A 23,625-nucleotide genomic window follows, 5' to 3' on the forward strand; every position below is an offset into this window, starting at 1 on the left:
CGTTTCATTCCACCAGCACCTTGCGTGGACGGTTGGTATTATCCGCCGGGGCAATAATGCCGCGGGATTCCAGCAAATCCATCATGCGCGCTGCACGGCCGTATCCAATGCTCAAACGCCGCTGCAGCAGGGAGGTGCTTACCTTACGTTCCACAACAGCCACTTCCAGGCACTTGGCATAGCATTCCTCTTCCGCGTCATCCAGCGGACTGTCCGCACCTCCGCGGGAAGGCTCGTCCAGGGACTTCTGAACCTCTTCATGGAATTTCTGCTTGGCCTGGGAAGCACAGTGGGCCACCAGGGCTTCCACTTCATCGTCAGAGATAAAGGCTCCCTGCGCCCGCTCCACCTGGGCGGAACCCGGCGGCAAATACAGAAGGTCTCCCTTGCCCACCAGTTTTTCCGCCCCCTGCCTGTCCAGAATCACACGGCTATCCGTACCGCTCGCCACCTGGAAAGCGATGCGCGTCGGGATATTGGCCTTGATCGTCCCCGTCACCACCTGCCTTCTTGGCGTCTGCGTCGCCACAATAAGGTGGATGCCTGCGGCACGGGCCTTTTGGGTAAGACGTCCAATATTCGTTTCTATGTCCGCTCCTACTGTCTGCATCAGGTCCGCAAGTTCGTCAATAATAATGACGATGTAGGGGAAGCGTTCAGGAATAACTCCGTCGTCCTCCAGATCCAGTTCATCATCTTCTTCCACAGGCCATTCCCCCTGGGATTCCAGGTCTCTGGCAATGGATTCCGCCAAAGATTCATCCACCTGCCCGTCTTCCGGTTCCTCCGTCTCTTGCGCAGGAACATCCGGCGGGCGCTTGTTGAAAGCTTCAAAGTTTCGCACACCCACCTTGGCAAAGCAATGATAGCGGTGCTCCATTTCATTCACGCACCAACGCAGGGCATTGGGAACTTTCTTGGGATCCGTCACCACCGGAACAATCAGATGCGGCAGCTTGGAATAAGGCTGCATTTCCACCACTTTCGGATCCACCAGAATAAGCCTCAGTTCATCCGGACGGAATTTCAGGAGCATGGAGGAAATAATGCTGTTAATGCACACGGATTTTCCGGATCCGGTGGCGCCGGCCACCAACAGGTGCGGCATGGACGCCAAGTCCCCGATCACGGTACGTCCATACACGTCCTTCCCCAGCGCCAGCGGAATCTTTTTCTTGGGGGAACAAAAAGCGGGATCCTGCAAAAGTTCCCGCAGGGGAACGGCCACCTTCTTCCGGTTGACGATTTCAATACCTACCGTATCCTTGCCCGGAATGGGGGCCACGATGTTCACGCTTTCCGCCTTGGTCGCCAGCGCAATATCCTTCGCATACTGGTCAAAAGTATTTACGCGCACGCCGCGCGCGGGATACACTTCATAACGGGTGATGGTCGGGCCTCGGGTAATATCCCCAGGCGTCACGTCCACGCGGAATGTCGTCAGGGTATCAATAATCTTCTGCTGTATTTCCAGCATTTCTTCCTTGTCCTCTGCCGTAGGGCCTTCCGGCTTTTCTTCATAATGCAGCAGTTCAAAGGGAGGCAGCTCATACTCGCGGAATTCCTCCGTGGGAGGAGTGGACAATTTGGAAAAAGGCTGCTCTTTGGGCGCGGGCTTCATTTCCGCCGGTTCCGCAACGGTAATCCTGGGGCGCGGAGCCAGGGGAAGGCGGCCCTGGGTTCGCGGGGCGCTGGGAGGCGGAACAGAATCCTCCGGCTTGGACGGAGCAACCGCCGCCGCTTCATGATACAAACTTTCCAGATCGTCCCCGGTGCGCTGCAGACGGGGAACGGAAGCCCGGCCCTTTCTAACCGGCCTGGGAGCGGACAAAGCGGCATCTTCCATGCTGGCCCTCACGCGGGCAGCTTCCCTGGCAAGCAGAGCGGTCTGTCGCGCCAGTTTTTTTTCCTTCCTGTTCATACGCCAGGCACGCCATTCCCGCAGCATGGCCCGGCAAAACGGCCGGGGACGCATCCCGGCGGCATAAACCAAGGCCAGCAAATAGCCCAGCCCGGAAAACGCCAGCACAGCGGATCTCCCGGCCAACGGAAGAAACAGACCAGTTCCCAGCAAATGGCCCGCCAGCCCCCCGGCGCCCTGAATCTGGTGGCGCGCCACCCATTCATTCCCCGGCACATGCCCGGCCGTCAGAAACAGGCATCCGAACAACAACAGGAACAAACCGCCGTAAACCACGCTTCGGGGCAGCCTTCCATGGTGGAGCAGGCGGTAAAGCCCCCACCACTCCAACAGGATAACCAGCATCCAGGCCATGCCTCCCAGCATCCAATAAAAAATTCCTGCACCATATAATCCCGCCGTTCCCAGCACATTGGAGGTACCCGGTATAACCAGCCCGGAGCCATTTAAATAACTCCAGCCTATTTCCCGCACATCAAATGTCAGCATAGCAGCCAGAAGAGCCACCCCCCCCAACAAAGACACGGCACCCCATGCCATTCCAATCCAAACAGGGGAACGCCCCTCTTCATGCTCAAATGCATGACGTTCCTGCATATCCAATGCCATACCTGTTTCTATTCTAGCAATTCTTCGCCCCAAACTCAAGGCTAAACAGGGAAGAAAAAGAATTGCCCGAATCCGCTTCCCTCAAAACAGGAATTGCCGGCTTACGGACCGGAAATACGGTTTTTAAACACTTTTGCCACTCTGGAAGAGTATCGCCAGGAATTCCCTTTTTTACCTGAGAAAAGACCGCCCCTGCACCGCAAATCAATAAAACCGAATCAATTTCAATGATTATTTTTCATATCCATTTGATTATTTATTATTAGCCTAAATATCTATTAAAAAAAATGTGCCGTTCGACATTTTTTCATGAGTTATGAAACATCCAGCGAATTTCAAATCCGTTACTTACTGAAATCAGTTGCTGTTTACCTGCTATTTATGAGAAGAATCGCCTCTATTTCCATGTTGGCTGTGGTATCCGCGCTTTCCGCGAGTGCTGCTACTGTATTATTTGATTTTAACAGTTCTCTGCTTCCGGAAACTCCTGCCAAGACTGTTTCTGTAACCGATTCCGGTTCAGGATTTGTTGCAACCCTGGCTACGGCATCCTCTTCCGCGAATCTGGGTTCTGCTTCTTCCGCCGCTTCTGGGGACTGGGTTTCCTCCGGAACTTCTTTTGATACACAGGGATTGGATTCTTTCATGGAAAACCAGATTTCTTTCGGAAACTCTTGGCAGACCTTTATCTCCGGCCCCAAAGGAGCTTCTCTTTCCCTGACTATTTCCGGTCTGGTGGCTGGTGCTTCCTACCAGATTGCCCTTGTTACCGGGTGTCCGCTTGAGGGGGCCGGTGCCTGGAATTCCCTGGTGACTTCCAATACCTACGGCAGCGCGGATCCTTCCATAGGTGCGAACTCTCAGACAATTCAGGCCCGGACTCCCACGGGGTACACCATTAGTGACGTTATTGCCAATGAAGATGGCGAAATTATTCTGACGGTGAATACTCCGGGTTCCGCCCACACGCCTACGTTCAATGCTCTGGCTATTTCCGGAGAAACAGCCAGCGTTCCGGAACCGGCCACGGCGTCCCTGAGCCTGCTGGGGCTGGTGGCCCTGATGGCTCGCCGCCGAAGAGCTTGAGAATCTCTTTTCCGGCAGTTAAAAATGTTGTTGCCTGCAAGGTTCTGCCTTGCAGGCAATTTTTTGTAATCATCCGATTTGAGAAAACTGGGCCGTCCGGGTGACCGTTTTTTCCTGGCGGAACTCTTGCTCCGGAGGAAATAAGGCTCCTGCTTCTTTGACATTGCGGGAACGTTCTTCATCCGTTACTCTTTGCTCTGCCGTAGAGAGAAATGATCATCATTGCGTGGAACGCAACAGGGAATTGATTCCGCCGGATACGGATATGTTCCGGGTCATGGACGGGGCAGGGGATGGAATCCCCGGTGTCTTTGTGGATCAGATGGCGGATCGTATTCTCGTTTCCACACGCGGCTGTTCCATTCCTGCAGACCTGGAAAGCGAACTCCGGGATACGGGCATGCCCGTATCCCATAAAAAACTGGAACGAAACCAAAAAGAGACGTTCTGGACATCTTGGTTTTCTGTGGCGGTGTTATTCCCGTCCGGGACTATGACTTCCTGAAGGAAAACGGAGTTGTGGCTATCTTCGGCCCGGGTATCAACATTCCAGAAGCTTCCAGGGGAATCGTGGAAGCTCTTAACGAACAGTATGCTGAATAAGTATAAATCGTTGTTGGTCAATGTAATGACCTGTGAGAAACCGGATGAAAAATTCGGACTCTTTTTTTGCGGGCGGATTAACTATCCGCTGTCAAACTATTTTTTTAAAAAAAAGGAATTTACGCAGATTCACAGGCGGAAAAAACAGATTGGCAAATCATAGAGAATATCTGTGAATGTTTTTTGGCCGAGCTTATTTCAAATTTCATGATATATAATAAATATAATTTGATTTTCAATCAATTATGACATTTACCCATCATTGTGCGAGGACATTGTGCAATACATGGTTTTTTCCAGCGGATAGTTAATCCGCTAATTGAGAATGCTCTTCCTCATGGCATTGAAATTACAATCCGTTAACCAGTCACGACTTTCATGTGCAGGCAAGTCAGCGGCCACTCCCCGGCATTTTACCCGGCGGTACTGCTTCTGCCAGTATCTTTTCATTATTGATGATTATTTTCCCGATTTTTCCATGTGAGGGGAAATATATCCCCCTTTTTCAAATCCTTGCTTGTTTCAAACAAAAAAAATCAAAATCATCAAATTTAAAATGATGACTGAACATATAGCGGCCTTTTTCTTTCAAACTTCCGGAAGATTGAAAGCATGGAGGGCATCACGCCATTCCCGTGGTGCTTCCGGGGCAAGGAAGAAAATCCTTTGAGCCGGAATGGCCTCTTTCCCTGTTTTTAGCATCATCTTTCCTCCTAAAAGCAACGTTTCCTCCTTCCTCACCAAATGAATACAAACAACCTCATCAATAAAGCCATTCTGTGCTCCCTGGCCATGGCCGGAGCCGCTCTCCTGCCTTCCTGCGTCAGCCCCAAGGAAGTACTCTATATCCAGGATGTTTCCGGAAACTCCAGAGAAACCATCAAGGCAAACTACCAGACGACCATCCAGAAGGATGACCAGCTCTATATCGCGGTCAGCAGCAAGCAGCCGGAGCTCACCGCCCCCTTTGCCATGTCTGAAATCGGTTCCGCCAGCGGCACCTCCAGCAACAAACCCAAAGGATATCTGGTGGATGCCCAGGGCTGCATCGTCCTGCCCGTCATCGGCAAAATGAAGGCTGCGGGCAAAACCTGCTCCCAGCTGGCCTCCGACATTGCCGCGACTCTCAAGAACAATGACTACATCCGGGATGCCTCCGTCAATGTTCAGATCATGAACTTCAAATTTTCCGTTCTGGGCGAAGTCAATGCTCCCGGAACCTACACTATTGAAGGCCAGCGCGTAACCATTCTTGAGGCCATCAGCCGGGCCGGAGACCTTAATATTGACGGCAACCGGGACGTCACGTTAATCAGGGAAACCAACGGAACCCGTCAAATCGCCAGCATCGACCTGCGCAGCAAGGATTTGTTCACTTCTCCTTATTATTACATCCAGCAAAACGACATCATTTACGTGACACCCTCAGACCGCAAGGTCAACACGCGCAGCGACGCTGCTCAATGGTACGGCTGGGGTCTCTCCGGGCTTGGTGTCACTCTGGCCGTGATCGCCCTGTGCCTGTAACGGACATTCCGCCTCTTTCTCATCCGGCTTAATCATACCTGTGAACGGAAATATAGGGACGGTCCGATTGCATCGGACCGCTTCCCCAGGGGTCCAGTATTTCCAAACAACATTCCACCCTCTTTCCTCCATGGCAAATAATACCGCTCCCACTCCGCCTGTTACGGAAAACACAGAAGAAACAACTTCCCTGGACACGGTGCTGCTCGTCCTGCGCCGCTACTGGTTTATCATCATTCTGGCAGCCCTCGCCGGAGGTACGGCGGCTTACTACCTAGCCGGCCGACAGAATTACATTTACCAGAAGACGGCCAGCGTCCTGATGCGCGATGCCAAAACGAGCAGTGACGCATCTTCGGAACGCATTATGGCAGAGCTGGGCATCGATTCCGGCGCAGCCAACCTGGCCAACGAAAGCTTCATCCTCAAATCCACCGCATTAATGAAAAAAGTGGTGGAAGACCTCAATCTCAACACTTCCTATTGGCAAAAAAAAGATTTCAGGGAAATCGACCTCTACAAAACCAGCCCCCTGCTGGTCCATTTTGAACGGATCGATAAGCAACGAGCCTGTACCCTGCAGATCACGCCTCTAGATGAAAAGAGGTTCATGCTTAGCCATTCCAATAACCAGGGGGAATCAGTCCAGCTGGAAGGGTTTTACGGAAAACCTCTTACACTTCCCTTTGCCGTCATTTCCATCCATCCAACATCCCTGATGACCGATGCGTGGAATGAAAAAACTGTCATTGTCCGGCACAAGCCCGTGCTTGAAACTGCTAACAACCTGCTCCACGGACTGACAGTCACCCGTCCGGACGCCAAAGAATCCAGCCTTCTGGAAATGTCCCTGACGGCCAGTAATCCCCAGAAAGCGGAAGACGTCCTCAACCACCTCATCCAGGTTTACAACCAAATTTCCAAGGATGAACGAAACAAGGCGGCCCTTAAAACGGAAAACTTCATCCAGAGCCGCCTGAAAGAACTCGGAGCCGCCCTGAGTGACGTGGACAAAAAGATCACCGAATTCAAGACGAAAAGCGACATTGTCAAGGATACGGATACCACCATGAGCGCGGACTTCAGCACGTCCCAGGCGCTGGAAAAAGAAATTTTCGATCTCGAAACACAAATCAAACTGGCAGCCATCCTGGCAGACAATCTTAAGGAAACCGAACGCAAACAGGGCCTGATTTCCGTGGAAACCGGACTTCCCGATTCCGGTATTGCCCGGCAGATAGAACACTATAACGAAGCCTATCTGGAATATCAGAAAATTGCAGGAAGCGCCGGTTCCCAGAACCCAATTACAGTGAGCTTGCGCGACAGGATGAATTCCACCAGGGCGGCCGCCAACAAAGCTCTTTCCAACTACCGTAGCAATTTGAATCTCAAGCTCAACCAGCTCATCAGCAAACGGGATTCCCTTACTGAACGACTCACGGAGACAGCAAGCAGGGAACAGGAAATCATTCCCCTGGTCCGCGAACACAAGGTTAAGGAGGAACTTTACCTGATGCTCTTAAGCAAGGAACAGGAAAACGCCCTGGCTATGGCGGTAACGGAATCCAGCGCCCGGGTTCTGGAAACCGCCCATGGGCCCAACTTTCCCATTTCCCCAAAAACCATTCAATACATCGCGGGAGGAACGGCGGGAGGTGCCCTGTTCAGCATATTTGCCTTCATGGGAGCGGCCATGTTGAACAACAAGGTTAACAATAAACACGATCTCCCGTCCACAAACAGGCAGCCTGTCATTGCCGAACTGCCCCAGATGAACAAAAAAGAAAGTAGAAATACCGGTCTTTTCATTCAGGACGAACATTCCGTCATCGCGGAATGCTTCCACATCCTGCGCAATAACGTAGATTCCATGCTCCCCAGGCCGGAACAGGGAGGACACGTCATTCTGGTTACCTCTACCCTCCCCGGAGAAGGGAAAACCTTCACCTCCGCCAATCTGGCCGCAGCTTTCGCCTATGCCGGCAAAAAAGTACTGCTTATTGACGGAGATTTCCGCAAATCCTCCCTGACCCGGCGTCTCGGCGGTTCCGGACGCAAAGGACTCACTTCCATCCTGCTCCAACAGAACCCCGACACCACCGGCATCATTCGCCCCCTGGGAGAAAACTCCCGTGGCATGGATATCCTTTACACCGGCCCCATGGTGCCCAATCCGGTCACCCTGCTCAGCCATCCCCTGTTGGGCCATATCCTCGGCATCCTCAAAAAACAGTATGATGCCGTCATCATCGACGCTCCGCCCTACGGCATTCTGGCAGATACCGCCATTCTGGCATCCTTGAGCGATATTACCCTGTACGCCGTGCGCAGCGGAAAAATAGACAAACGCTATCTGTTCCAAATCCAGCAACTGGCCGATCAGGGGAAACTGCCCAACATGGCGTACATCATCAACGGAGTCAACTTCAAGTCCGCCAGCTACAGCTACTATGGCTATGGCTACGGTTACCAGTATGGCTATGGGACCAAAGAACCGCAGCAAACCAGCAGGAAACAAAATAAATAAGGTGCAGGCCATACATAAGCCCAAGGCCTTCTTCCCTGCTTTTTACTCTTTTCGGCAGCAATCATGTTCGGCAACCTGTTCACCCCCCGGTATGCGACATCCAGCCTCTTTCCGGACGGCATGGACATGCACACCCATATTCTATGGGGAGTAGACGACGGAGCCACCTGCCTTGAAGAAAGCCTGGGAATCATTCGCCGGCTCAAGGCCATGGGACTTAAAGGAGCTTACTGCACCCCCCATATCATGGCGCGCTACCCGGACAATACGCCCGATTTCCTGCGCCGCCGTTTCGACCAGTTGCTTGCCGACACCAGGGAAGAACAATTCCAGCTCCGGCTCGCGGCGGAATACATGCTGGACAACCAGTTCAATGAGCAGCTGCGCCGATACACTCCCCTGACCTACGACGGAATCCACCTTCTGGTGGAACTGCCCCAGTACTACCTTCCCGGCGCCTGGAAGGACATGATCAGCGCCGTCCGGGACAGGGGCTATATCCCTGTCCTGGCGCACCCTGAACGCTATGGCCGCCTCCTGCAGCAGGAAGATTTCCTCCAACTGACTCAACAGGAAGGCGTCAAATATCAGGGCAATGTCGGCTCCCTGAAAGGATTTTACGGCAAATCCGCCGCAGCCTTGGCACAAACGTTCCGCACCCGTCAACTTTACGAATGGTGGGGAACAGACAGCCACAACATCGCCATGGCCAAACGCATGCCTCTGAAAAACTGACTCTGCCTACTCACCCTATCAACAACCTCTCGTACTACACCCATGCCAACCCCTACAACTAATATCCCCTTCAGCACCCCGCTGTATCGTAATCATCATTTTTACAGACGCTACGGAAAACGCGCCCTGGATTTCACGGGTGCACTCTTCGGCCTTATATGTCTGTTTCCGGTATTATCCATTCTGGCTATTCTGCTGGCCATCGTCCAGCGGACATCTCCCTTCTTCCTGCAAAAACGCATCGGGCACGGCCTCAAACCCTTTCATATCATCAAATTCAAAACCATGAAAGACACCAGGGACAAGGAAGGGAACCTGCTCCCGGACGAAGAACGCACAACAGTCTTGGGCTCCCTGCTGCGCAGCACCTCCCTGGACGAACTGCCTGAACTCATCAACGTTCTGCTGGGGGACATGAGCTTTATCGGCCCACGTCCCTGGATTCCCGATCAAATGGCCATTTTTACCCCTTCCACCCGGAAAAAAAGAATGTCCCTGCGCCCGGGCATCACGGGGCTGGCCCAGATTCGCGGACGCAACAACCTCACCTTCCGTCAGCGGGTATGTTATGACCTGAGCTACCAACGCCACCTGACCTTCCGGTATGACCTGAATATCCTTTTTTACACCTTCCTCAAGGTTGTCGAGAGGGAAGGTATTCAGCAGCGTCCGGATGCCCTGAGTACACCGGCCCGTGTACTGAAGCCCAGAGATTTGATGACCTACGGATTGAAAGAAAATACGCAACTCATTTTAAGAAGTATCCGAAAAGAACCTGTCCCCTCCCTGAGCATACCCGCTCATCCCTTGACTCCCAAAGACCTGCCGACCAAAGGTCTTAGGGCAAATACCCAGCTTATCATGAGGAGCCGTCAGAAAAGCGTCCAATAAAATTTCCTCTCCCCCCCCCGCCAAAAATGAAAATTTCAGTCATTACGGTTTGTTATAACAGCATTGCAACGCTGCAAGACACGCTGGAAAGCATTCTGCGGCAAACCTATCCGGACATGGAAAGCATTGTGGTGGACGGGGCCAGCAAGGACGGAACCGTGGAATTGATTGAAAAATACAGTCATCAATTTTCCGGCCGCATGAAATGGCTATCCGAACCGGACAAGGGGATTTATGATGCCATGAACAAAGGGATAAGCATGGCTACGGGAGATATCATCGGCTTTCTGAATGCGGATGACTATTACCAGGACGGAGGCGTGCTGGAAACCATTGCCGAAGCGTTTGCCCGGCATGGGGCGGATGCCGTACATGGCAATCTGCACTACATCAACGGGGCAAGGGAAATCGTACGCACATGGCGCGGAACGGAGTATCGTCCCGGCTCCTTCCAGCGCGGCTGGTGCCCGGCGCACCCCACATTCTATTGTAAAAGGGACTGCTTTACCCGTTACGGCGGCTTTGACCCCGCTATCGGCAGCGCGGCGGATTTTGAGCTCATGCTGCGCTTTATAGAAAAAAACCATATTTCCACCGCCTATATCGACCGCGACATGGTATTCATGCGCACCGGCGGCTCCAGTACGGCGGGCCTGCGGGCCATCCTGAGGAACACGCGCCAGAACAAACAGGCATTCAGGAAAAACAACCTCCCTTACCCGTGGCATTACGGAGTAACCCGGTTGCTGGCCAAAGCAGGCAGCACGCGCAATCCCATCCATTACCTGTTCAAAACCCGCTAGATTTTCCCAATCCGCACCTGTCCGTCACTGCGTCATGAACCTGATTTTCTATTTTGACCAACCCATCCTGCCCCATGCGGGAGGAACGGAACGGGCGGCGTATCTTCTGGCGCAAGCCCTGTCGCGGCACGGCCACCGGGTTTCCTTCCTGTCTCTCCAACAGGCGGATGCCCCTCCCGGCGAACTGCCTTATTTCACCCTACCGCGGCAGGACACGCTCTTCTGCAGGGAAAACAGGGAATATGTGGAAAATCTATGTTCCGCACAAAAGACGGACGGCCTCATCAACTGCGGGGCCAATCAGGATGACTCCTTCTTTTTCAGCCATGAACACCTTGACATCCAGGCGTCCATCATTTCCTGGATTTCCTTTGACGTCCGCACAGGGCTGGATTACTTCCCCTCCCTGCTCCGGAAGGATTTCTCCACCTGGGGAAATACCATAAAAACGCTGCTGCGCCATGCGCTGCTGCCCTATAAAAAACATGCGGCCGTCAGCAACAAAAGGAGGAAATACAGGGACATGTTCCGCGGGTCAGACAAGGTGGTCTTTCTTTCCCGGCATTACACGGAAGACGCCCTCCAGCTGGCGGGAGCGCCGGAAAGAGCCCGTCTGTACGCCATCCCCAACCTGCTGACTTATGATCCCGTTCAGCCCGACCTTTCCGGAAAGGAAAACGCCGTTCTTTATGTGGGGCGGCTGGCGGATTCTCCCAAAAAGGTGGATCGCCTGCTGAACGTCTGGAAAAAAGTGCAGCCGCTTCATCCGGACTGGCATCTGTACCTGGTGGGGGACGGCCCGGAACGCGGCAATCTGGAACGGATGGCGGAACGGCTGAAGCTGGAAAACGTCCATTTTGAAGGGGTCCAGGAACCCGCGCCCTATTACCGCAAGGCCAGAATACTCTGCCTCACCTCCACCCATGAAGGCATGCCCATGGTGATTAACGAAGCTCTTTCCTACGGCTGCGTTCCTGTGGTTTTCAACAGTTTCCACGCTGCCGAAGACATGCTGCCGGACCGGGAGACGGGACGGCTCATCCCGCCCTTCAGCCTGCGCCTCTTCGCGCGGGAGATGGATGAACTGATGAGCGGCCCCTACGTCCCTCCCTCCACCAGAGTATTAACGAACTATCAACCGGAAAAGGTTATTCCCCTGTGGATGGAATGCCTGCAGGACCAGCCATGAGCAACATCGTCATCTATCTTCCCAATGAACCCCTGGGCAAACAGGGAGGCATGGAGCGGGCCACTCACCGCCTGGCCGCCATGCTTGCCGGTGAAGGCCACCGGGTAACGCTCCTCTGCAGAAACAAAAACAGGCTGGGGGAAGAATACGTGCCTCCGACGGATCTCGTGTTCATTCCCGCGTCCCTCAGACGGGAGGAAGAACAGGATTTTCTGCTTAACTTGATTAAGGAAAGAGGAATTGAAACCATCATTGACCAGACGGAAGGAGGAATTGTGGGGCGGTGGGGAATTTTCCGGCGTCGCGGGCACATGAACGGGGTTTCCGTTAAACTCATTGCCGTGCAGCACAGCTCCCAATATACCTACCTGAAACATTACCGGACCGTCAACCGGAAGCCCGCCGGACGCGGCCTGATCGGCAAGACACGTTCATTTTTCTATAATACGTTTATCCTGGCATTAAAAAAATGCAGGGCCGTTTTGCTTCAGCGCAGCCTGTTCCGGGAACTGGCTTCAGACTATGACCAGATAGTGACGCTCTCGGAAGGGGGCATTGAAGAATTCAAAAAACTGTGTCCCTCCGTCCCCGGGAACAAGCTCTCCTGTATTCCCAATATCGTGGAACCGCCCTCTCTTCCCAGGGAAGAGAAAAAAGAACCGCGCTGCCTGTTTGTCGGCAGGCTGGACAACCCCTCAAAAGGAGTGGACAGGCTCCTGCGCATATGGGAAAAAGTGGAAAAAGCATGCCCGGACTGGCATCTGGATATTGTGGGTAACGGGCCGGATGCGGAGCTGCTTAAGGATTCCGCCCAAAAACTGGGGCTTTCCCGAATTGCCTTCCACGGCTTTCAAAATCCGGAACCTTACTATTCCAGAGCCTCCGTATTCTGCATGACTTCCACGTTTGAGGGATTCGGCCTCGTTCTTGTAGAAGCCATGCAGCACGGGTGTGTTCCTATTGCCTTTGACAGCTACCCTGCCGTCCGGGATATTATCTCCCACGGGGAAAACGGCATCCTCATTCCCCCCTTTCAGGAAGAAGATTACTCAAACGCTATCATGGCCCTGACGAACAATCCCGACGAGATGAAACGGTTCAGCCTTCACAGCCTCAGCATATCCCAAAAATTCAGCCCCGCAAACCTGGCATCCAGGTGGAACGCCATTTTGTAGGATCAGAAAAACGTTATCAAATCATTGGCAGAGATGAAAATTTGTTTTGTCGCATGGTCGGATTTCGGAATAGGAGGCGTCCCAAAAGTGCTGACCTGTCTGATGGACGCCTTGTCACGCAACCATGACGTAAGCCTCTATTCCCTGAAAAACCTTCCGCAGTCAGGCATTCACGGAATCAACCGGGAACAAATTCATATCTACTGCAAGGAAATGAATTTATATGAGAAAGTTCGCCGCTCCGCGGCGGACTTTCTTGTCACCAAAACCCCTCTGTTCAGCTCCGCCCTCGGCTGCCGGCTATACGCGGCCGCGCGCTACACGTCAGGCTTCAAAAAAGCGCTGACGAACCACCTCAATAAACATCAATATGATGTGGTCATTTTTGGTTCCGGATTTGAAGACTCCCTGCTTCTCGCCCTTACCAAAAAGAAGCTCCTGCCCAGCATGAGAATCATGACGTGGTCCCATGCCTCCTATGACAATTATTTCACCAACATGGGTGCCTTCTTCTCCCGGTACATGAAGGAGGCCATCAAGGCGTATTACCATCGTTTCGATGAAGTCATCGTCCTGTCTGACGGGGACGAAAAAGAATTCAAGGAAAAACATCATCTTCCCGCCCGCCGGATTTACAACCCCAACACGATGAAACCGGCCGGAAAATCGTCCCTCACCAGCAAAACGTTCGTTTACGTCGGAGCTCTCTCCCGCCAAAAAGGGACTGATCTGGCCGTCCGCGCGTTCCGCAGATTCATTGAAACGGACCAGGAATGGAATCTCCATATTTATGGGGATGGCCCGCTGAAAGGATGGATTGAAGAATATATATCCTCCAACGGTTTGCACCACCGAATCATTCTGCACGGCCCCTGCGGAAACATGGAGGAAGAATTTCCCCGCCATTCCATCCTGGTCTTTCCCTCCCGCTGCGAAGGCTTCGGACTCGTCCAGGTGGAAGCCATGTGCTGCGGGCTGCCTATTCTGGCGGCGGATATACCTATCTGCCGGGAAATAGTGGGAAAACATCACGCCGGCATCTTTTTTGAGTCGGACAATCCGGAAGACCTGTGCCGGGCCATGCGCGAGATGACGTCATCAGACCTCTCCACCTATGCGGCAAACGGACTGGCCGCGGCGCCCCTATTCAACCTGGAGCAGACTGTCTCTGAATGGGAAAACATGTTCAACGCAGTAAAATCATGAAACATTTAACATTACTGGAACCTATCAGAAAAGAAGGCAATTACCAATTCTTCATGCAATGGTTCGCGGACGCATGGACAACCAGCGGGGGACAAACGGTCAAGGGAATCTCCGTTCCGTGGAATCTGCGTTTGTTGATCGCCAAATCCCGCGTTTCACGGAATTTCCGCCTGTTCACCAGTTCACGCAGGGCGCTGCTGGTGCCGGGAGCCGGTTATCCGGATTCATTCGCGTGGCCGTTCGGTTATGCAAATGAAATCGTGCCCATGCTGTGGGACGTCTGGCCCCGGTACTGGCCGCGCCTCATCTCCTCCCTGAGACGCCACCATGTGCAAACATTGTTGTGCACCTCATCCCAAGTTTGCGAATACGTGGCGGAAAAACTTCCGCATATTCACGCTGTTCATGTTCCGGAAGGCATAGACCCCGCCGGCTACCGGGACGGAGGCCCCCTGGAGGGACGCCGGACGGACATTCTCCAGATCGGGCGCCTGATGCAGCCCGTGCACGAGGCCATTCTTCAAATGCGGCAGTCGTCTCCCCGCCTCAGCTATCTTTACCCGGAAGAGCCGGGCCGCCTCGTCTTTCCGGACTTTCCTTCGCTGTGCGAAGGACTGGCTTCCTCAAAAATCGTCATCTGCTACCCGCGCTGCCGAACCCACCCGGAAATGGCGGGCGATGTGGAAACGCTGACGCAGCGCTACTGGGAATGCATGCTTTCCGGAACGCTCATTGTCGGCCATGCCCCCAAGGAACTGGTCGATCTGCTGGGGTACAATCCCGTCATTGAACTGGAGACGGATGAAGATATCGGCAGCCGGCTGTCCCAGATTCTGGACAACATCTCCTCCTATCAGGAATTGGCGGATAAAAACCTGGCCGTCGCCCGGGAAAACGCATCATGGGATACAAGAATGACCCGTCTCCTTCCGCAACTGCGCCAACTGGGATATATGCAGTAACAATCTTTTTCAGTTTCACTCAAAACCAGCGAATCCGGACATGGCCGCACTCTGCAAATACTGGGCTTTTGCCTTCATTCTCTGCCAGCTTGGCCAGCAGCACATGCTCTTAAACAGCATTGGCTCCATGGGGTCTTTCTTTCTTCTGGGGCTGGGAGCTCTGTTGCTGCTGATCAACTCCGGGCGCGTCTTTGACCGGAAGACGGTCTCATCATCTCCTTTCATCTATTCCTTCGTCTTCATTTTCATCCTGTATCAATTCACATTCGGTATTTTTGACCTTAATGAGAAAACGGGAATTTATCTGATTGCCAAGGTCGTCTGCTGCCTGATGATTGCGCTTTCCGTCCAGAAGGACCTGTCATTCTATTTACAGCGCCTCATGCCGATTCTGGCGGCCGTCACCAGCCTGCTCATCCTTCTCGGCTTTGTTCACAACAATGTTATTTTTGAGGGCCGCCACACCCTGGGATTCTGCAACGCAAATGGGCTGGGAGCCATCTCCTCATTATGCGCAGGAGCCATGATTCTGGATTCTTCCGACCGCTCAAAGAAAAAAATCGCCATCATCCTTCTATGCGTCCTGGCCACATTCCTTTCCGGCAGCCGGGCTTCCATAGGCATTCTCTGTTTGACCTTCGTCATCAAATACGGTCTGAACGTTAAATTTCTGGCAGTACTCCTGGCCGGAGTGCTCGCCTGGCAAATCATCCTGCCCATGGCGGGAATCTCTTCCACCGGCCTGAACCGGTTCACGGAATCCGTGGAAAATATGGATTTCTCATCCTCCCGGGAAGGCGAACGGAAAGCAACCCTCATCATGATCGCCGAATCCCCCATCCTGGGAAACGGCTTTGACGTGGAACAGAGCGAAAAAGCCAAGGCGGTAAGCGGCCTTGGGTCCCATAACGGCTATCTTGACATCATGAAAATGATAGGCATTCCCTACTCTATTTTCCTGTTTGCGTTCATGGCATATTATACCTGCTCCGTCTGGCGGAAATTCCACAAATCCGCCTGCGATTATGACAGGATACACCTGTTCGTCATTATCTCCGTTCTCATCGCCGCCAACTTCGAATCATATCTATGGGGAATCAACCAGGTGGTCACCACCCTGTTGTTCACCTCCTTCGCCGTATTGCAAAAACGCATGACAGCCCTTAAACATGGAATCTGAAAAAACTTATTTCTACCCTGTCCTCTCGGATTATGACTTTGGCTGGTTCCGTTTATCAGGACCGGGGCTTGCCAACTGCATGTTTGTGGCGGCTCGCGCCTACATACTCAGCAGGCGGGAAAACGCAGGCTACATTTCCCCCACCTGGACCAAACTCAGCCCGGGAACCTTCCTGCGCCGGGAGAAAGATAAAAGAGTCTATTTCAAAATTTTTAATAAACTGGGAATCAGCGGATTCAAAAAAATCCGACTGCTGCTTGCGGGAAAATTGCGCCCCGGCTCCCGGAGGGTGAAACAAATCCGCGGCATGGGGGAATACTTTGACGACCTCAATGAACACATGGACCTGGTGCATGAATTCATTGAAAAAATCACCAGAAAGGAAATTATTGAAAACGTGCGTCCGGAAGCCCTGAAAGACAGCATCGCCATTCACGTGCGGCTGGGGGACTATTCCCCGGAAATGCGGGTGGACATCCTCTGGTACGTGAATCTCGTCAAGGAAATCCTGTCCATCAAGCCGTCCCAGCAATTCCTCCTCTTTTCCGACGGCTCGGACGAAGAGCTGCGGGAGCTGCTGGCCCTGCCCAACGTCAGGCGCGCGTTTTACGGCAACGCCTACGCGGACATGTACGCTATCAGCAAGTGCAAATGGGTCATCGCTTCGGACTCCACTTTCTCCGCCTGGGGGGCCTTCATGGGGGAACGCCCCATCCTGTTCAACAAAAGGCATTTCAAGAGGGTGTTCCGGGACCGCGTTCCGGAAGCCGTTCTGGGAGACAGCACCCGCATTCCGGATGAATTCAAGACGCTGCTTTAAATATGAACAAGCAATATGACTTCATCTACCTGACCAATACGCCCTCCTTCTACAAGGCAAGGCTTTGTGAGGAACTGGCGAAAAAACACTCCGTTCTTCTGGTCCTTTACGGCTATGGAGCGGAAGCGGTCAATACCCGGCTTTCCGGCAATGAGAACGGCTTTGACTACTTCTTTCTGCATGAGGGAGACGCGGGAAAAAGAAACAAGGCCCTTGTCCTGTTCAGGCTTCTGAAACTGATGGCCCGGGTCCGGGCCCGCAGAGTGCTGTTCTCCGGCTGGATGGCGCCGGAATACAACATCTACAGCTTTCTTTCCTCAAAACGCCGCAATGCCGTCATCTGCGAATCGTCAGCCATTGATTCCGGCATGGACGGCTGGAAAGGCCTGCTTAAAAAAGCCGTCATACGCCGCATGAGCGCGGCGCTCCCTTCCGGTTCTCCCCACCGCGCCCTGTTTGAACATATCCGCTACCCGGGCGACATCCACGTCACGGGCAGCGTCGGCATCTTTAACATGGAAGGCCGCCGCCCCCGTCCCCATTCCCCGTCCGCCCCCCTGAACTACATTTACGTCGGGCGCCTCGCGCCGGAAAAAAATCTGGAACTGCTCATCAGGGAATTCAACTCCAACGGGCGGCCTCTGACCATCGTGGGGGACGGTCCCCAGAAGGAATTTCTCAAAAACATGGCCGGGGGCAACATCCGCTTTCTGGGCCACCTCCCCAATGACAGGCTCCCGGAAATCTATGAACGGCATGACGTGTTCATCCTCCCCTCGCTCTATGAACCCTGGGGGCTGGTCGTGGAAGAAGCCCTCTTCCGGGGGCTGCCCGTCATCGCCAGCGACAAGGTGGGCAGCGCCGCCGACATGGTGACCGCTTTGGAAACGGGCGCGGTCTTTTCCCTAGCCGCGCCCGACGGCCTGAGCAACGCCATTCATGAAGTTGAAGAGAACTATGAAACCATGGCGCGCCGCGTAGCGGACATCAACTGGAACGGCCGCGTGGAAGCGCAGCTCAAGGCATATACCTCCCTTTTAGATTAATGGCTCCCATATTACAAACCATCGCATCCCTTGACTCCCGTTCGGGGGGCACCAGCACCTGCACTTATGACCTGGTCAAAGCTCTGAACGCTTCCGGCATGCCCACGGACATCCTCACCCTCCAGCCCGGCTCCCCGGAAGAACGGATGGTGGGAGAAGACAGCTTTATCCATGCCTGCCCGTTTGACGCCCGCACTCCCCTCGCCGTCTCCCGGAACATACGCCGTTTTCTGGCCGGTTCCCGATACAGCCTCTACCACACCAACGGCCTGTGGCTGGACGTCAACCACGCTACATGCGCGCACGCGCGCAAAACGGACACCCCCTGCATCGTTTCCCTGCACGGCATGCTGTACCCCCAGGCGCTGGAGCGCGGTGGCTGGAAAAAGAAACTCATGCTCGCCCTGGGGCACCGGAAAGACATCTCCGGAGCCGCCTGCGTCCACGTCACCTGCGACAAGGAAATGGAATACTACAGGGACATGGGCTTTTCCAACCCCGTGGCCGTCATCCCCAATCCGGTGCGGATTCCGGAATATCTTGCGGATATCAGGCGCCCCGGGCACGAGGGCTTCCGGGCCGGATTCCTGGGAAGACTCCATCCCATCAAAAATCTGGAGGCCCTGATCACGGCCTGGGGGCAGCTGCGCCTCCCGAACGCGGAGCTTCTGCTCATCGGGGACGGAGACCCGGAATACAAGGCCCGGCTGGAAGAACTGGTCCGGGCGGAAAACATTTCCAATATCTCCTTCACAGGCTTTGTCTCCGGAAGACGGAAATATGAAATGCTCGCTTCTCTGGACGTCCTGTGCGCCCCCAGCCACCAGGAAAACTTCGGCATGAGCATTGCGGAGGCCCTGCTGGCGGGAACGCCCGTCATCGCCAGCCGGGGAACGCCGTGGGAAGCGCTGAACACCCGCCGGTGCGGCTGGTGGTGCGGCAACGATTCCTCTTCCCTGGCCGCAGCCCTGGAAAACGCCTTCAGCCTCTCCCCGCAGGAAAGGCTCGCCATGGGCGAACGCGGCCGCGCCCTCGTCATGGAAACCTGCGCCGCCCCCCACGCGGCCGACTGCATGAAACGCCTGTACCGGTATCTGCTGGGGCAGGAAGCCAAACCGGAATTTGTCTATCTCCCATGAACATCCTCTTTTTGCTCGGAAAATTCCCTTCCGTGGGCGGCGTGGAAACCGTCACCGCCATTTTGGCGAATGAATTTTCCGCCCGGGGCCATGCGGTGCACGTGGTTTCCTTTGAACAGGTGACGGAAACGCCCACCCCTGCGCTGGACAACCGGGTCACCCTGCACCGGCTGAGCTACCCCGTCTCCAGCCGGGCCAACCGGGATGCCCTGCGGGACATCCTGGCCACCTGCCGCATTGACGTCATCATCAACCAGTGGTGCCTGCCCTTCCACGTCACCAGGCTGTGCCGGAAAGCCATGAAAGGCCTGCCCTGCCGCCTGCTGGCCGTCCACCATAACGCCCCGGACTGCAACGCACGGCTGGAAGGCCTCCGGATGCGCATGGCCCGGACGGGAAACCCGGTGAACAGGGCGTTCCTGCGCCTTCTGCTGAAAGGCTGCGCCATGGCCACCGGGGCCAGCCTGCGTTACGTTTACGCTCACAGTGACCGTTACATTCTCCTTTCAGACAGTTTCCACCAGGCTTTCCGGAACATCACCGGACTGAAAGATACCGGAAAACTTCTGACGATTCCCAACCCCATTACCGTGGAAAACCCGGAATTCCGCTATGATCCGGCCCTCAAGAAAAAGGAGGTTCTCTTTGTCGGACGGCTGGAACCCAACCAGAAACGGGTCTCCCGCGTGCTGGAAACGTGGGCGCTGCTGGAACCCCGCTTCCCGGACTGGACTCTCCGCCTGGTGGGTGACGGGCCGGAAAAACGCTCCCTTCAGGAATTCTGCGCGGAACACCGCCTGGAACACGTTTCCTTTGAAGGCTTCCAAAATCCTGCCCCGTATTACGAACAGGCCTCCCTGCTCTTGTTAACCTCGGAATATGAAGGATTCGGCCTGGTAATCGTGGAAGGCATGTCCTTCGGCGTCTCCCCCATCGTTTACGGAAGCTTCTCCGCCGCCTATGACCTGGTGGACCACGGAAAGGACGGCTGCATCCTGCCCGCAGCCAGCGGTTTCCAGGCGCATCGGATGGCGGAAATGGCCGCAGGGCTGATGCGGGAACCGGCCGACCTGCACGCCATGGCGAGGAACGCCATAGCCAAAAGCCGGAAATTCACGCGGGAACATATCATTCCCCAGTGGGAAAAAGCTTTCCGCCCAGACGCCTCCTGAACACGCCTTCCCCCTTTCCCTCTACATGGAACAGACCCGGAAACAAACGGACATCGCATTCACCGTCAGCGGGAGGCTTGCTGCGTCCTGCGCCGTGGCCTATATGGCACTCCCGACCATCCTTTTTCTGCTGGGATGGGTCAGGCCCCTGTTCTCCGTTCCGGCCGCTGCGGCCGTAGCCGCGGCAGCCGTCCTGCTGGGCGCAACAATCCCGGCCCCTACGCTTCATTTCACCAGGCGCCAGATGGCCATTTACCTCTGCGTCCTCGCCCTTTCCCTTCTGTGGCTTCTGGCGGGCGGAATGACGGGAATCACTTCCCAGCACGCGGACTTCGTGGTCCGCAACCCCATTTATGAAACTCTCATCCGCTGCGACTGGCCGCTGGTGGACGCGGGCGGGCGGCCCTTCATCTACTACCTCGCCTTCTGGCTTCCCCCGGCTCTGGCGTGCAAATGTTTCTCCTGTTCGGACATCTTCATCATCAACTACGTCCTGACCGCCTGGACGGGGCTGGGGCTGGCGCTGACCCTCACGGTCCTCTGGAGCAAATTCCGTACAGCCACCCTGCTTTTCCTGCTCCTGCTCATCTTCCAGGGCCCGCTGGACGGCATCGTCAGGTGGGGGCTTCATTTATTCCATTTGCAGGGGCCGCTGGCCCATGAACTTTACCTGACGGTACTGGCGTTCTTCGGGGGCGTGCCCCCCACCATGCAGCTTCACAACACCTTCCATCACACCACGCTGCTGTGGCTGTTCCTGTCCATGGCGGCCGCCTGGGACATTCCGCCCAAAAACCAGCTCTTCCTGGCCTCCCTGTGCCTGCTCGCCTCACCCATCGGCTCGCTGGGCCTTCTGGTCTTCATCGCCGTCAGCACGCTGATCCGCCGCACGCCCGTCAGGCAATACTTCTCCTCCTGGACAGTGCTGGCGGGCGCCGCGCTGGTGCTGCTGGCCGGCATCTATTTCACGAGCAGCAATGGAAACAACCGCATCCGCCTGACGTGGCAGGATTCCCCCTTTGACCTGCTCCAGTACGGCAACTGGAAATTCTGGGCCGCCATGGTCGGCTCCTGGCTGCTGACGGTAGGCGTCCCGGCGGCGCTCCTGTTCCGCCGCTTCAAAAAAGACGCCCTGTTCTGGTCAGCCCTGGCCATTCTCACCCTTACCTACTTCATTTACATAGGTTCCGTGGGCGGCTACAATGAATTCTGCTACAAGGCCTCCAGCGTCAGCTTCTTCTGCCTGGCTCTCCTCTTCACCCGCATCTTCTCGGAACGGATGGGGCCGCCCCGGTGGCGCCGGCTGTGCGTCTGTTACCTGATCCTGGCCGCGCTCCCCAGCCTCTCCGTCTTCGCCAAGGCCGCACCCACGCTCGCCTTGACGAAGCCCGCGCGGCTGGCCAACATGCAGCGGGAATGGAAGGGGCATCTCCACCATCCGGCACATCCCTGGAACGCCCCGCTTTGGGGAACCGGAGAAGGACGCGCCTTCCGGAACATCTATTTCCAAAAGGCGGGCCAGTCCGCGGAAGGGCCGCTGGCCCCCTTTTCCACCGGAATAAAAACAGACGCGGAACCAGCCGCCGCACCCCGGCCATAACCCCTCTTTCACCACTCACCTCCACCCCCAGCCATGGATCTTTCCCGTTACCAGGAACACTACTCCCTCAGCCACCGCCTCAAACGGTATTGCTGGTACATCGTCAACCGGACTCTCTTCCGGCTCTTGGTCACCAACGCCATGAAAGTCCCCCGGAATCTGCTGCTCCGCCTGTTCGGGGCAAACATACCGCTTGCCTCCCTCGTTTACCCCAGCAGTAAAATCTGGGCGCCATGGAATCTCTCCGTAGGGGAATACGCCTGCATCGGCCCTGATACGGAAATCTACAACAAGGCCCCCATCTCCATCGGAAACCACGCCGTCATTTCCCAGGGGGCCTTCCTCTGCACGGCCTCCCATGACATCTCGGACCCCGCCCACGCCCTTATCTCTGCCCCCATTACCGTGGAAGACCAGGCATGGGTGGCGGCGCAGGCCTTTGTGGGCATGGGGGTGACGGTTGGCCGGGGAGCCGTGGTAGGAGCCCGCAGCGCCGTATTCAGGGATGTGGCTCCCTGGACGGTTGTGGGCGGGAACCCGGCCCGATTCATCAAACAACGCACGCTCCGCTAAACCATGCTTGACCTCTCCGTTATCATCCTCGCCAGAAATGAGGAACTCCATATCCGCCGCTGTCTGGAAAACATTCTGCCCGTCGCTAAAGAAGTCTTTGTCATTGACTGTTTTTCCACAGACAACACCACCGCCATCTGCCGGGAATACCCCAGGGTGAAGGTCATCCAGCATGAATGGCCCGGCCTGTACGCCCTCCAGTTCAACTGGGCTCTGGACAACTGCCCCATCACCGCAGAATGGGTGCTGAGGCTGGACGCGGACGAATGGTTCATGCCGGAAGCCCTGGAAGAGCTGAAGGAAAAACTGCCCGCCCTTTCCCCGGACGTCACCGGAATCATCCATAAGCGCAGGCATATTTTCCTGGGCCGGTGGATGAAGCACGGCGTTTACCCGGTCAAACTGCTGCGGCTGTTCCGCTACGGCGCGGCCAGGTGCGAACAGCGCCATATGGACGAACACATGGAACTCAGCCGGGGCCGCTCCGTTGAATTCGAATATGACTTCGTGGACGAAAACCTGAATGACCTGGGATGGTGGGCGCACAAACACGTGGACTATTCCGCCCGGGAAGCGGCGGATATTGAAGACATCCTCTCCTCCTCCGCGGCGGCCTCCGGCATCGACGGCCAGGCAGGCAGAAAACGCGCTATGAAGGAACGCTACGCCCGCCAGCCGCTCTTCTGGCGTTCCTTCGCCTACTTCTGCTACCGTTACTTCCTGAAACTGGGTTTTCTGGACGGCAGGGAAGGATTTTTATGGCATTTCATGCAGGGATGGTGGTACAGGACCCTCGTGGATGCCCGGCAATTCGAGAAACAGAAACAAGGCTCCGCCAACACGGAACGCTGACCGCCA

The 23,625-nt window shown here is 55.1% G+C and carries 21 protein-coding genes; 19 read left to right on the plus strand and 2 right to left on the minus strand.

Annotation, left to right across the window (positions count from 1 at the left end):
- Window positions 1–4 precede the first annotated feature (4 nt).
- On the minus strand, window positions 5–2,461 hold the full coding sequence (locus BHW66_RS00755) for a DNA translocase FtsK (protein WP_240451844.1): 2,457 nt from the start codon (window positions 2,459–2,461) through the stop codon (window positions 5–7).
- Window positions 2,462–2,898: 437 nt separating this feature from the next.
- Window positions 2,899–3,177 carry a hypothetical protein gene (locus BHW66_RS00760; protein WP_146021583.1) on the minus strand — a complete coding sequence of 93 codons (279 nt, stop codon included), beginning with the start codon at window positions 3,175–3,177 and terminating at the stop codon, window positions 2,899–2,901.
- Here BHW66_RS00760 and BHW66_RS00765 point away from each other — a divergent pair.
- From BHW66_RS00765 to BHW66_RS00855, 19 genes are all read left to right on the plus strand, one after another.
- On the plus strand, window positions 3,176–3,616 hold the full coding sequence (locus tag BHW66_RS00765; protein WP_215833514.1) for a PEP-CTERM sorting domain-containing protein: 441 nt from the start codon (window positions 3,176–3,178) through the stop codon (window positions 3,614–3,616). The two genes, BHW66_RS00760 and BHW66_RS00765, sit on opposite strands and share 2 nt — an antisense overlap.
- A 226-nt stretch (window positions 3,617–3,842) precedes the next feature.
- Complete coding sequence (locus BHW66_RS00770; RefSeq protein ID WP_180974637.1) at window positions 3,843–4,121, plus strand: hypothetical protein; 279 nt, start codon at window positions 3,843–3,845, stop codon at window positions 4,119–4,121.
- Between the two features lie 842 nt (window positions 4,122–4,963).
- The gene (locus tag BHW66_RS00775; RefSeq protein ID WP_046435196.1) at window positions 4,964–5,746 is read left to right on the plus strand and encodes a polysaccharide biosynthesis/export family protein; all 783 of its coding nucleotides are present in this window, start codon (window positions 4,964–4,966) and stop codon (window positions 5,744–5,746) included.
- A gap of 130 nt (window positions 5,747–5,876) precedes the next feature.
- On the plus strand, window positions 5,877–8,276 hold the full coding sequence (locus BHW66_RS00780; protein ID WP_046435195.1) for a tyrosine-protein kinase: 2,400 nt from the start codon (window positions 5,877–5,879) through the stop codon (window positions 8,274–8,276).
- A gap of 63 nt (window positions 8,277–8,339) precedes the next feature.
- The gene (locus BHW66_RS00785; protein WP_046435193.1) at window positions 8,340–9,011 is read left to right on the plus strand and encodes a CpsB/CapC family capsule biosynthesis tyrosine phosphatase; all 672 of its coding nucleotides are present in this window, start codon (window positions 8,340–8,342) and stop codon (window positions 9,009–9,011) included.
- Between the two features lie 42 nt (window positions 9,012–9,053).
- The gene (locus tag BHW66_RS00790) at window positions 9,054–9,902 is read left to right on the plus strand and encodes a sugar transferase (RefSeq protein ID WP_102758497.1); all 849 of its coding nucleotides are present in this window, start codon (window positions 9,054–9,056) and stop codon (window positions 9,900–9,902) included.
- A gap of 26 nt (window positions 9,903–9,928) precedes the next feature.
- Window positions 9,929–10,705: a glycosyltransferase family 2 protein gene (locus BHW66_RS00795; RefSeq protein WP_046435191.1), complete on the plus strand. Its 777-nt coding sequence runs from the start codon at window positions 9,929–9,931 to the stop codon at window positions 10,703–10,705.
- Window positions 10,706–10,739: 34 nt separating this feature from the next.
- Window positions 10,740–11,894 (plus strand): glycosyltransferase, encoded by a 1,155-nt coding sequence (locus BHW66_RS00800; RefSeq protein ID WP_102758498.1) that lies wholly within the window; start codon window positions 10,740–10,742, stop codon window positions 11,892–11,894.
- Complete coding sequence (locus BHW66_RS00805; protein WP_180975783.1) at window positions 11,891–13,069, plus strand: glycosyltransferase; 1,179 nt, start codon at window positions 11,891–11,893, stop codon at window positions 13,067–13,069. Before BHW66_RS00800 ends, BHW66_RS00805 begins: the two co-directional genes overlap by 4 nt.
- A 33-nt stretch (window positions 13,070–13,102) precedes the next feature.
- Window positions 13,103–14,275 carry a glycosyltransferase gene (locus tag BHW66_RS00810; protein ID WP_102758500.1) on the plus strand — a complete coding sequence of 391 codons (1,173 nt, stop codon included), beginning with the start codon at window positions 13,103–13,105 and terminating at the stop codon, window positions 14,273–14,275.
- Window positions 14,272–15,237, plus strand: coding sequence for a glycosyltransferase (locus BHW66_RS00815; RefSeq protein ID WP_046435187.1), 966 nt, complete (start codon window positions 14,272–14,274; stop codon window positions 15,235–15,237). The genes BHW66_RS00810 and BHW66_RS00815 overlap by 4 nt, the downstream gene beginning before the upstream one ends.
- Window positions 15,238–15,277: 40 nt before the next feature.
- A complete protein-coding gene (locus BHW66_RS00820; RefSeq protein WP_046435185.1) occupies window positions 15,278–16,417 on the plus strand; it encodes an O-antigen ligase family protein in 1,140 nt (379 codons plus the stop codon).
- Window positions 16,407–17,237, plus strand: coding sequence for an alpha-1,2-fucosyltransferase (locus tag BHW66_RS00825; RefSeq protein ID WP_046435183.1), 831 nt, complete (start codon window positions 16,407–16,409; stop codon window positions 17,235–17,237). Before BHW66_RS00820 ends, BHW66_RS00825 begins: the two co-directional genes overlap by 11 nt.
- 2 nt (window positions 17,238–17,239) lie before the next feature.
- Complete coding sequence (locus BHW66_RS00830) at window positions 17,240–18,283, plus strand: glycosyltransferase (protein WP_046435182.1); 1,044 nt, start codon at window positions 17,240–17,242, stop codon at window positions 18,281–18,283.
- Entirely contained in the window at window positions 18,283–19,422 is a 1,140-nt protein-coding gene (locus tag BHW66_RS00835) for a glycosyltransferase (protein ID WP_046435180.1), read from the plus strand. Before BHW66_RS00830 ends, BHW66_RS00835 begins: the two co-directional genes overlap by 1 nt.
- Window positions 19,419–20,594 (plus strand): glycosyltransferase, encoded by a 1,176-nt coding sequence (locus BHW66_RS00840; protein ID WP_046435179.1) that lies wholly within the window; start codon window positions 19,419–19,421, stop codon window positions 20,592–20,594. Before BHW66_RS00835 ends, BHW66_RS00840 begins: the two co-directional genes overlap by 4 nt.
- Window positions 20,595–20,619: 25 nt before the next feature.
- Window positions 20,620–22,194: a hypothetical protein gene (locus BHW66_RS00845; protein WP_102758501.1), complete on the plus strand. Its 1,575-nt coding sequence runs from the start codon at window positions 20,620–20,622 to the stop codon at window positions 22,192–22,194.
- Between the two features lie 33 nt (window positions 22,195–22,227).
- Entirely contained in the window at window positions 22,228–22,767 is a 540-nt protein-coding gene (locus BHW66_RS00850; protein WP_046435175.1) for a transferase, read from the plus strand.
- A gap of 3 nt (window positions 22,768–22,770) precedes the next feature.
- Window positions 22,771–23,619, plus strand: a complete 849-nt coding sequence (locus BHW66_RS00855) for a glycosyltransferase family 2 protein (protein WP_046435172.1) — start codon at window positions 22,771–22,773, stop codon at window positions 23,617–23,619.
- Window positions 23,620–23,625: the final 6 nt, after the last annotated feature.

The sequence above is a fragment of the Akkermansia sp. 54_46 genome (assembly GCF_001917295.1).
Lineage (GTDB): Bacteria > Verrucomicrobiota > Verrucomicrobiia > Verrucomicrobiales > Akkermansiaceae > Akkermansia > Akkermansia muciniphila.

Excerpts from the sequence above, each read along its gene's own strand:
- BHW66_RS00800 (WP_102758498.1), top strand. The coding sequence starts at position 10,740 with ATGAACCTGATTTTCTATTTTGACCAACCCATCCTGCCCCATGCGGGA.
- BHW66_RS00755 (WP_240451844.1), bottom strand. The coding sequence starts at position 2,461 with ATGGCATGGGGTGCCGTGTCTTTGTTGGGGGGGGTGGCTCTTCTGGCT.
- BHW66_RS00780 (WP_046435195.1), top strand. The coding sequence starts at position 5,877 with ATGGCAAATAATACCGCTCCCACTCCGCCTGTTACGGAAAACACAGAA.
- BHW66_RS00760 (WP_146021583.1), bottom strand. The coding sequence starts at position 3,177 with ATGAAAGAATCCAATCCCTGTGTATCAAAAGAAGTTCCGGAGGAAACC.
- BHW66_RS00850 (WP_046435175.1), top strand. The coding sequence starts at position 22,228 with ATGGATCTTTCCCGTTACCAGGAACACTACTCCCTCAGCCACCGCCTC.
- BHW66_RS00825 (WP_046435183.1), top strand. The coding sequence starts at position 16,407 with ATGGAATCTGAAAAAACTTATTTCTACCCTGTCCTCTCGGATTATGAC.
- BHW66_RS00855 (WP_046435172.1), top strand. The coding sequence starts at position 22,771 with ATGCTTGACCTCTCCGTTATCATCCTCGCCAGAAATGAGGAACTCCAT.
- BHW66_RS00845 (WP_102758501.1), top strand. The coding sequence starts at position 20,620 with ATGGAACAGACCCGGAAACAAACGGACATCGCATTCACCGTCAGCGGG.
- BHW66_RS00820 (WP_046435185.1), top strand. The coding sequence starts at position 15,278 with ATGGCCGCACTCTGCAAATACTGGGCTTTTGCCTTCATTCTCTGCCAG.
- BHW66_RS00815 (WP_046435187.1), top strand. The coding sequence starts at position 14,272 with ATGAAACATTTAACATTACTGGAACCTATCAGAAAAGAAGGCAATTAC.
- BHW66_RS00840 (WP_046435179.1), top strand. The coding sequence starts at position 19,419 with ATGAACATCCTCTTTTTGCTCGGAAAATTCCCTTCCGTGGGCGGCGTG.
- BHW66_RS00775 (WP_046435196.1), top strand. The coding sequence starts at position 4,964 with ATGAATACAAACAACCTCATCAATAAAGCCATTCTGTGCTCCCTGGCC.
- BHW66_RS00805 (WP_180975783.1), top strand. The coding sequence starts at position 11,891 with ATGAGCAACATCGTCATCTATCTTCCCAATGAACCCCTGGGCAAACAG.
- BHW66_RS00810 (WP_102758500.1), top strand. The coding sequence starts at position 13,103 with ATGAAAATTTGTTTTGTCGCATGGTCGGATTTCGGAATAGGAGGCGTC.
- BHW66_RS00835 (WP_046435180.1), top strand. The coding sequence starts at position 18,283 with ATGGCTCCCATATTACAAACCATCGCATCCCTTGACTCCCGTTCGGGG.
- BHW66_RS00785 (WP_046435193.1), top strand. The coding sequence starts at position 8,340 with ATGTTCGGCAACCTGTTCACCCCCCGGTATGCGACATCCAGCCTCTTT.
- BHW66_RS00795 (WP_046435191.1), top strand. The coding sequence starts at position 9,929 with ATGAAAATTTCAGTCATTACGGTTTGTTATAACAGCATTGCAACGCTG.
- BHW66_RS00790 (WP_102758497.1), top strand. The coding sequence starts at position 9,054 with ATGCCAACCCCTACAACTAATATCCCCTTCAGCACCCCGCTGTATCGT.
- BHW66_RS00765 (WP_215833514.1), top strand. The coding sequence starts at position 3,176 with ATGGAAAACCAGATTTCTTTCGGAAACTCTTGGCAGACCTTTATCTCC.
- BHW66_RS00830 (WP_046435182.1), top strand. The coding sequence starts at position 17,240 with ATGAACAAGCAATATGACTTCATCTACCTGACCAATACGCCCTCCTTC.